The following is an 8,505-nucleotide window of genomic DNA, read 5'->3' on the forward strand; positions in this document are numbered from 1 at the left end:
GGATCGAAAATTGAATCGCGATCGCTATTCCCATCGCCGCAGCTCGCGGCCAAGACGCGGCCGGGTTTCAATTATGCGCAAGCGTTTCTTTTCACATAAATCATTAGCCGCGATCCTGGTGATCACGCTAGCAGTGGGCGCTTATGTCACCTCCTACTTTACAGGGTGGGGCAACCAGATCGCGGGACCCAATACAGCAAGCGCACTCGGGTCAAAACCGAAGCCTATCGTCGGCGTAGCGTCCATCGTTGACGGGGACACGATCGAGATCCACGGACAGCGTATTCGTTTCAATGGCATCGACGCACCTGAAAGCAGCCAAAACTGCAGCGACGCAAGCGGGCAAGAATACCCATGCGGCCGCAAATCCGCAGAAGCACTGGACATCTTCCTCAGTCAATCCCGACCCATCCAGTGCAACTTTGTTTCGTGGGATCGTTACAACCGCTTCGTTGGTGATTGTCAGCGGGCGGACGGTGCTAGCATTGCGTCTTGGATGGTCGAACAGGGTTATGCCCTGGATTGGCCTCGATACAGCCATGGTAGTTACGCGTCACAACAGGCAGATGCCCAAAGGGCCAAGATTGGCATCTGGGTTGGCACTTTCACAGCCCCTTGGGATTGGCGAGCAACACATGCAGCCAACAATAAACCCGGTAATGACACATCCTACGGCCTTACAGGCCGTCGCCAAATAGCTCAGAGCTATTCGTGTCAACCGCGTCGCTATTGTAAGCAAATCTCCTCATGCGATGAGGCGCGCTGGTATCTCAATAACTGTAGCTGGGGACCCAAATTGGACCGGGACGGCGACGGAATTCCGTGCGAAGGCATTTGCTGACCAAGCCAATTCCTTAGCGCGCTTTCAGCAAGCCGGACTGGCCACCAGCGTTTCGGTGCATTTGCGCGAGTGCCAATAGAGCCTGGCAAAAGGGCTGGCTGACGTTTGTCTTGGAAAATTCCACCAGCTCGTTGAGCCCGGATGGGCTAGAAAACCGCAAGGCTTCGTAGCGACAGACAGGGATCTGCCGATTATCTCTGAAGCGTTTGTCGGGTCCGCCATTCTTATTGGGATGAGCCCAGGTATAGCTCACGATCTCAGCATCAGATGGAACTTTGCCGGTCTCAATAAAATTGCTGGGGGCAAATTGCGTCCTGAGGTCTCCATACCCAACGGCACCGTACTGGTTTCCGTCCTTCACCAAAATCATGTCTGGCATGAAATAAAGGATTTGCCGGCCGACGTGTATCGACGGTGGTGTGACATTGCTGCGAACAACCGTCGGCAAGGAAGCTTGGAGCGTCGTCGACTTTTTATCGACCAACATCGTGGCTCCCGCATTGCGCTTCCAAGTCGTCAGATCCTCTATCTTGCCACCAGCCGCGACATGCCAACTCGCCGCGCAGCGTGTGAGCGTGTCAAAGGCGGCGACAAGTCGCCCGTAGGCCGCCTCCGCGTCCTGCTCCAAATCATAGTAGAGCACGCTCACCCGGCGGTAGCTGTCCAACCAGTTGCCAATAAGCATGCCCGGCAAAAAGGCAGCAATACCGATCAGCGCCACCCCACCTCCCAGCATTGCGCCTGCGATCAATCCGGCGATCCCAAACAGCACGGCCAGGATGAGCGACATTCGCGTCTGCGATTGCCTCGCATTGATTTCATCAAGCACATTGGCAAATGTCTCATCACGCATCTCGATCACATCGGCGGACTCGATTTCTCTCATCACGACGCCACCGCTGACATATTCCACGGGTGAGGATGTTGGATGGGGCTTTGGCCCAGATGGGAATTCAGACAGTTGCAGCGTCTGCTTGGCGCTGCGCTTTCCCAAAGTGCCTCGGTAGTAGAGACCGCCGACGCCTGCATGAATATAATGCCCTCGTGGGCCAGTCCCGATACGAAGACCTTGCACGCCAACGGACGCGCCAACCCCGCCAGACGAGAAGTTAAAGCGGAAAGGTCCCGCACTAATCGATTTTCGAACGTAAAACCCCATCCCCGCAATCCCCCCCAAGCCCTGTGAGCGAAACCCAAGGGCAGTTCGCCTCACAACTTTGGTACCGGAACCAGTCCAATATCTGTCTCTCGCGAACGTTGCCTGACCCTGATCTCAATTCGCCTCCTCGCCTTGACGTCGCCGGCCTGTGCGCCGTCGGTGAGCCGGTCGCCAGGCAATATCAACTGGCCGCCGGACATTGGCAGGATGGTGAAGCCTTTCAGTTCCGGCATATCGCGCAGGATGCCTGTGACGGAGATCGCTCGCGCTAATCCAAGCCCGGCATTGTCGGCAGGATGGAGTGTGCCAATGTCCATCTTGCGCGCCAGTACGGGCTGAAGGCCTCTGTCCATATTCGATGAGTCACCGGACATCGCCTGCTCGTCCGTGTGGCCAATCACCTCAATGACGTCCACACCATAGGAAGTTGCAATTCCAGCAATGGTCTTCGACATCTGCCGCAACTTCGTTTTGAAGCCACCGGAAAGCTCCGCACTTCCAGTATCGAAATTATAGCCATCGAGCTCGCTAAGACTGATGATCGGTGGCCAATCGTGTGGCTTGTCAGCAGAGGCCTCGTTCCTTGCCTTCTTCAGTGCGTCAGCAAGATCCTTGGACGTCTTGCCCGTGCCAACGTAGCCGAGCTCGCGCAGAACCTTCATCTTCTCGATCATGGCTTTGGCCTGATCAACGTCGACGTCGTTGTCAGAGAGGACTTTGGCGGCCGGCGCGCTTTTCACCGCTTCCTCAAGGGTCAGTCCCACTTTTTTGATTGCCTCTGCGGCCTCTTTGGCCCGGACCAATTCACGCCATTCTTGATCTGGTACATTGCGTCGACTTGCAGGCTTGACCATGGCATTCAGCTGAGCCAGCAACCGCTTGTTTTCCTCGTCAAGCTTGCGAGCGTTCTCATTGAGGGACTGCGCAATCTTCTGCGCTGCCGCAGCCTCTTTCTTTGTCTTGGCGATGAGCGCGCCTGCAGCAAGCAAAAGGCAGAAAACGAGAAGCAGCATCGTCTCAGCCATCGTCAGGCCGAGTATCAGGCCGCGGCCATAGCCCTTGCGCTCAAACGTAATGGCTGTTCCGCTAACCTCACTCACCTGCCCCACCAACTTGCTCTCTTTGGCGGTTCACCCTTCTCCACCTCCGCCGGACTGCTTAACGATCGGAAGGTGTCGCCCTCCGTGTCATCCGAAACCTTGATTGGCGTCTCCACAGGGGAGGCAACAGTGGAAGGTGCCGCCACTCGCTCGACATCGTTCGCTATCGCATTGCTCAGAGGCTGGGGAGTGCGCACGGCCGGGAGGCTATGTTGTGTAAGGGTTGCGACGAGGCCGCGTGTTTCATTGCTGTGTTTCTGCATCACAGCCATGAACTCCTCAGTCAAACGCTGCTGCGCTTGGACAGTTTCTGCGGTCTTTTCTGCGGCCGCTGCCGCTCTCTCCACTCCAGTCGCCACCTTGATCACTGCGTCGGCAAGACCGGTCATCCGCGTTTGCTGCTCTTGCGAGGCTGTTTCGGTTTTTATCGCATATTGTGCGACAGCATTACCCAGGAGCTTGACCATCGGCGCCAGATCGTTCTTCAGCACCTCATCAGGAACAACCACCTTTTCCAGCTTGGCAGCCATATTGTCGGCTTGATTACCGAGCTTTCCAACAGAGTTGGACATCGAGCTGTTGGCTTTATCCAGCAAATCCGCTGCAGCTCCAACGCGGTTCGCTATCGAAGCAAACTGGGTTTCGACTTGCCCGAAATTGTGCTGCAACGCGTCACTGAGCTTGGCAGACGCCTCTTGGACAGGCTTGATCGATTCCATGGCAATATTGTCCAGGGCAGATCGAATGTGCTCCCCATTGCGTGCCGCTTGCTCGGCAATCTCTGCAAAGCCCTCTTCGAGCATTTGATGGCTGACACGACGAAAGTCGGCGAACTCCCTGGTTACGCTTTCCATCTCGGCTCTTACACGCCGTGTCATGTCGGCAAGTTCGTGCCTCGCCGTTCGCTCAATGTCCGCGGGATCGCGCCGCATCTGATTGTAGAAAACCCTCAGAGCAATACCGGTGATCGTCGACGTGATCGCGATGCCAAAATTTTGGACGATCGTGTCGGTTGAGCCTTCCGTTCCAAACTGAAACAGCGAGACCCCAAGGCTCGTCAGGGTGAACAGGAAGCCCATATAGTAGAGGTTATCGCCGGTCTGCTCGTCGTGCAGTTGTAGCTTTCCAGCAAAGATCGAAACCCCGAGATAGAAAAACATCAGGCAGGCCGGTGCTACCGCCGCGACGATCGGATTTACGCCTGAGAGTTTTGCAATGGCGATGAATACACACCCGCCGAGTGTCAATGCCGCGAAAACCACGACCGGCAGACGTGGATGATCCAGCAAAGGTTTGTCGTGCGCTCTCGCCATCAGTTTAACCCATCCAAGCCAACCAGCTTTTCGAACTCGCCGTGATGGTTCTGGACCCAATGTGTCCAGAACTCCGCGTGATCCAGGGTCTGAAATGGCTTCTTTGCCCGATCGATATAAAGAATTGTGATGCCCACCCCATCCAGCGACGTCCCATATGTGCGGTCGGCGGCGCTGTTGAGGTATTTTTGGTAATCCAGTCCCGATCGGTACTGCGAGTAAATCGTCGTATGCTCGATCATGTCAGAGGCGACCACCAATCGCTTGGGACTGCCCTGTTTGGCCAAGCTGCTATCGAAGAGCGACAGCTTGATTTTCTGAATTCCAGCCATGATCGGAGATTGGCTCGCGGAAGCCGCATTCGGGATTTCATCGGGAAGTTTGTTCAAAGGATCGCCGAAGGCGTTTTCCCACTTCTTTTGACGCCGCGCAGGATTGTTGGTCCAACTATCGACGGTCGACCCATCACCGGGATTGCATCCATCGAACATCACCGTCAGCTCACCAGGCGCCGAGCTCAGGGTATAAATCCTCACATACCCACCCGGCTCGACCTGCCCAATGGTCTTTCGGAACTCGTTCTTGAGATCAGCCATCGTCGTTGCCGAAATTGGATCAGTGGCGTCGATGAGGACGGCGGTCAGGCTGGAGGGTCCGTCCAATGGGCAATTCGTGTTGGCGTCGATATGGCCATTGCCAGACCTGGTCCACATCCAGCCGAAGCCGGCCAACATCGCAACGGATAGCACACCAAGGGCAATGGCCGCGGCAATGGTACCCGCATTGCCTTTCTTGCGTCTGCGGGTTCGCCTAGACATTCACGCTGTCCGGGTGAAGCTTATCAAGATCTCGGTACTGCTCAATTCCCCGTTCGCATTCCTGACCAATCAGACGAACCTGCTCGTTGAGTTCCTCCTGCGCCTGGCGAATTGATGCGCCAACATCTCCCTCATTCCACTCCCGCTCGCCGGTGACGTATGGCTTGATGCGATCAAGTTTGTAGGGCGTTCCGAAATGCTTGGGCGCCGGCTCGGTCCTCGCCTGGATGTTGGCTTCCCGATACATCGACAAAAGCTGATTGCAGGCTCGCTCCAATTGGTCTTGATGCTGCGCAAAAAGAGCCAGAAGCCTCGATCGATGATCGACAATCGCGCGGTGCTCGCGCCGGCGACTACCAAGCTGCTTGACGATTTCCTCCACTTTTTCGTTGTGGTCGTCGCGGACATCCTGCAGCTCTTCGATCAGTTCCTTCTTTCGATCGATGTAGTCATCGCGCCGTCGAACGAGCCGATTTTCAACGCCAGTGTAGCCTGGGTAAGGGTCGAGCACGAACCAGCCGTCGATAAAAGCGAAAAGCGAAAACATCAGGCCGATCGCAAACAGCAACCAGGACTTGATGTCCGTGAGACCCGCTGGATTGGCGAGCATATTACGGATGACCTCAGCGCCGGCGCCGTCAGCGAGCGAGCCGCTGACCTCACGGTAGTGCGCTAGCGCCAAGTTTATCGAAATCGCCAAGCCGATATAGAAAAGGATTGAAATGATCCCAACGAATTTTACGAAAAACGACCGATGGGTGACGAGACGAGCGCAGAAAACCGCCAGGAGCAAAGCCGCCCCGATGTTGATGAAAGAGAATGCCGCAGCCTCAAGGATGCCACCAAAAAATCCCTGCTCATTGCCCTTGGCCAGGAAGTTGCCGTTCATCGCTGTCTCGACCAGAAACAGAAATAGCAGAAGCGATAGCCGGAAAATGTGAGCGGCACCGTGCTGCACACGCGCGGCACGAACGAGACCGTGCTTCTCCTTAAACCATGCATGCTCTTTTTCGGCGTCGTTCAGGGCCCTTCTCAGGCCGTGAAGTTCATCGAGGCCCACGGCGACCGAGGCTTTGAAGTCCGAAACGCTAGCGGCATTCGTCTGACGGATTAGACCGAATTGTTCCTCGAAATCGAGGCCGGCAAGACGACCTCCAAGGAGTTGCAGGTTGTCCTCAAGAGTGTGATGCGCAGCCTTCTTCTCATCCTCAACGCGTTCCACGATGGCATGTTCGACATCGTCGAGATTCTTTGCCGTTTTCGGGGGTTGGTTCACCTCGCCGCGCTGCTTTCCGCGGTTAATGACATCCAGGTCGCCGTCGATCTTGGCAGGGTCCAGGCTGTTGAATAGCTGAGTGCTCGCCCGAAAATCGTGGTTGGATTCTCGCAGTGAGTCACGCAACTTATTTAGTTTTTCGAATTTAGAGCCCACGCACTCACAACCCCAACTTTACGCCCCCCGGCAGAGTGGTTTCTATGCATAGTAGAGCTAAAGGGCAACCGCACATTCACTTCTATCCACTTGCTAGTGCGGATCAGGCTCAATTGAGTTCCAACAAATGATCATGGCTGCTGATCAACTGGTTGATCGGCCGCGACTAGTCATGTCATGAGCCGTGCTGCGATGCTCTAAGGACAGAGTGCTACGAGCGGGTTCGCGACTGGGAAATTATCCACAGTCGTATACGTGTACTGGATCTCACCGCCCAGGCGAACGAAGGCAGATAGTTCCTCCGCACGACAGACATAGTTTTTGGTCATTTCATCGATCTTCTGGACATAGACCGGCCGCGAGACGCCAGCAGCCAACAATTTGGCGTCTACTTCCGCATCGGTCTGAGCCCAGGTGGCGTTGAAAACGATCCTTGGCCCGATTGCGATGATGCTCCGAACGGAGATGTTCGAACTGATCAGCATGGGCAATGCTGGAGCCATTTCGGTTTGCATTTTTTTTGCGTAGGCGCAGACGTCGGTCTTGGTGTACTTCGAGAGGCATTCATTTGCCGTCGCCACCCTTGGCCATGTCAGCAGGATCGCCAACGGGACGTGCATCAATCGCAATCCATCCAAAGTATTCTCCTCGCCCGATCTTGGCCTGCACAGAGGAGCATCTATCCTATTTGTGTTCACAGTGCCACGAGCAGCTTGTGCCCGACCGGCAATAGTGCTCTGTCTGAAATACTTTGGGAGGGCAATAAAATGAAAACAACATTTCTCGCGGCTATGGCCGCTGCAATAATCGCTTGCGCGACCGGCGCGTTTGCACACAGTGGCGGCACTGATGCCAACGGTTGCCATACCAACCATAAGACCGGCGCGTATCACTGTCACTGAAGGTCACGCCTTTCTGAGGGACACAAACATGCTGAAGAACATCATGTCAGCTCCGCTGGGCCTCCTCTTCATGCTGGGCGGGCCGATCACCTACGTGATGAATGTCGTCGACACATGGCAGGGCCATGCATCAGTGGTCGTAAAAATCCTGATTAACTTGAGCCTGGATGCGATGTTGGCGTTCATTTGGCCGATCACTTGGGCAATCTGGCTTTTCAAATATATGGCGGGCGCCGAAACTCCACTAACAACCGTGCTGGGCGTTTGAGGATCAAGTTTGCTGAAAATAATGCTTTTCGACGCCGGCCGGAACGGTCCGGTTGGTCTGCATCTGTGTAGCTATTGCCTCGCTGCTGGCGGTAGCGCCATGGCCGTACGGCTATTACCAATTCCTCCGCGTGGTGGTCTTTTTCGCCGGGATCTACTGCGGAGCCATGGTGTGGCGATCAGGCCCTGAAAATCGCACCCTGGCTTGGGCGCTGTTTGGAGCGGCAGCGATCTTCAACCCGTTCATGCCGGTTCATTTGCCGCGCGAGCTGTGGGCAATCTTCAACGTCGCAGCGGCTACTCTGTTCGGCTTTGTCGCATACCGGCACCGGAATTAAGCCGATAATCTGAGATGGCCAAGAGTGGACCTGAGACGCCGAAGGTCAAGGCGCGCCCGAGGGTCACCGTGTCACAGCCGTTGGCGCTTTATGCGGGAGATCTCCTCGAGCGGACGAAGGAGTACTTCGAGGCTTTCAACCATCTAGGCTCGGAGTCGGAAAAGGCGCATCTTTTTGCCCGTTATTTTCTATTTTCGCATGCCCTAGATGTGGAGCTTCAACAGGTTGTCCTCGATCAGGGCGAGGCGACTGATAGGCGTTTTTGACTTTAGGCTGCCATGTGGACGATGCCAATTGTATCTGTGCAGCCAGACAGGCAGTTCGGCGGCACGATG

Annotated in this window: 10 protein-coding genes and 1 pseudogene; 4 read left to right on the forward strand and 7 right to left on the reverse strand. The window is 55.5% G+C overall.

Annotation, left to right across the window (positions count from 1 at the left end; translation table 11 throughout):
- Positions 1-10 precede the first annotated feature (10 nt).
- Entirely contained in the window at positions 11-841 is an 831-nt protein-coding gene (locus EN990_RS14435) for a thermonuclease family protein (RefSeq protein WP_127224212.1), read from the forward strand.
- 13 nt (positions 842-854) lie between these two features.
- Here the strand turns inward: EN990_RS14435 and EN990_RS14440 are convergent, their stop codons facing one another.
- The 6 genes from EN990_RS14440 to EN990_RS14465 all read right to left on the reverse strand — a co-directional run bounded on the left by EN990_RS14440 (position 855) and on the right by EN990_RS14465 (position 7,301).
- Positions 855-2,000: a DUF4236 domain-containing protein gene (locus EN990_RS14440; RefSeq protein WP_095770037.1), complete on the reverse strand. Its 1,146-nt coding sequence runs from the start codon at positions 1,998-2,000 to the stop codon at positions 855-857.
- Between the two features lie 50 nt (positions 2,001-2,050).
- Positions 2,051-3,109: a hypothetical protein gene (locus EN990_RS14445; protein WP_224571173.1), complete on the reverse strand. Its 1,059-nt coding sequence runs from the start codon at positions 3,107-3,109 to the stop codon at positions 2,051-2,053.
- On the reverse strand, positions 3,097-4,413 hold the full coding sequence (locus tag EN990_RS14450) for a hypothetical protein (RefSeq protein ID WP_063169428.1): 1,317 nt from the start codon (positions 4,411-4,413) through the stop codon (positions 3,097-3,099). Before EN990_RS14450 ends, EN990_RS14445 begins: the two co-directional genes overlap by 13 nt.
- Positions 4,413-5,231 (reverse strand): hypothetical protein, encoded by an 819-nt coding sequence (locus EN990_RS14455; protein WP_063169429.1) that lies wholly within the window; start codon positions 5,229-5,231, stop codon positions 4,413-4,415. The genes EN990_RS14450 and EN990_RS14455 overlap by 1 nt, the downstream gene beginning before the upstream one ends.
- The gene (locus EN990_RS14460; RefSeq protein WP_063169430.1) at positions 5,224-6,663 is read right to left on the reverse strand and encodes a hypothetical protein; all 1,440 of its coding nucleotides are present in this window, start codon (positions 6,661-6,663) and stop codon (positions 5,224-5,226) included. The genes EN990_RS14455 and EN990_RS14460 overlap by 8 nt, the downstream gene beginning before the upstream one ends.
- A gap of 197 nt (positions 6,664-6,860) precedes the next feature.
- Positions 6,861-7,301: a hypothetical protein gene (locus EN990_RS14465; RefSeq protein ID WP_126066778.1), complete on the reverse strand. Its 441-nt coding sequence runs from the start codon at positions 7,299-7,301 to the stop codon at positions 6,861-6,863.
- A 153-nt stretch (positions 7,302-7,454) separates the two neighbouring features.
- Between EN990_RS14465 and EN990_RS36805 the strand changes: the two genes are divergently transcribed.
- Genes EN990_RS36805 through EN990_RS14480 form a run of 3 tightly spaced genes read left to right on the forward strand, consistent with a single transcriptional unit; the run spans position 7,455 to position 8,170 of the window.
- The gene (locus tag EN990_RS36805; protein ID WP_095770035.1) at positions 7,455-7,565 is read left to right on the forward strand and encodes a YHYH domain-containing protein; all 111 of its coding nucleotides are present in this window, start codon (positions 7,455-7,457) and stop codon (positions 7,563-7,565) included.
- Positions 7,566-7,593: 28 nt separating this feature from the next.
- Positions 7,594-7,833, forward strand: a complete 240-nt coding sequence (locus EN990_RS14475; protein WP_082826591.1) for a hypothetical protein — start codon at positions 7,594-7,596, stop codon at positions 7,831-7,833.
- 52 nt (positions 7,834-7,885) lie between these two features.
- On the forward strand, positions 7,886-8,170 hold the full coding sequence (locus EN990_RS14480) for a DUF6804 family protein (RefSeq protein ID WP_063169433.1): 285 nt from the start codon (positions 7,886-7,888) through the stop codon (positions 8,168-8,170).
- Positions 8,171-8,373: 203 nt separating this feature from the next.
- Here EN990_RS14480 and EN990_RS14485 read toward each other — a convergent pair.
- Positions 8,374-8,505, reverse strand: a pseudogene (locus tag EN990_RS14485) (IS481 family transposase); the annotation flags it as partial.

The sequence above is a fragment of the Mesorhizobium sp. M7A.F.Ca.US.005.03.1.1 genome, from assembly GCF_003997975.1.
In the GTDB taxonomy this organism is placed as follows: domain Bacteria; phylum Pseudomonadota; class Alphaproteobacteria; order Rhizobiales; family Rhizobiaceae; genus Mesorhizobium; species Mesorhizobium ciceri.

Coding starts and splice junctions, on each gene's coding strand:
- EN990_RS14440 (WP_095770037.1), bottom strand. CDS start 2,000: ATGGGGTTTTACGTTCGAAAATCGATTAGTGCGGGACCTTTCCGCTTT.
- EN990_RS14450 (WP_063169428.1), bottom strand. CDS start 4,413: ATGGCGAGAGCGCACGACAAACCTTTGCTGGATCATCCACGTCTGCCG.
- EN990_RS14455 (WP_063169429.1), bottom strand. CDS start 5,231: ATGTCTAGGCGAACCCGCAGACGCAAGAAAGGCAATGCGGGTACCATT.
- EN990_RS36805 (WP_095770035.1), top strand. CDS start 7,455: ATGGCCGCTGCAATAATCGCTTGCGCGACCGGCGCGTTTGCACACAGT.
- EN990_RS14475 (WP_082826591.1), top strand. CDS start 7,594: ATGCTGAAGAACATCATGTCAGCTCCGCTGGGCCTCCTCTTCATGCTG.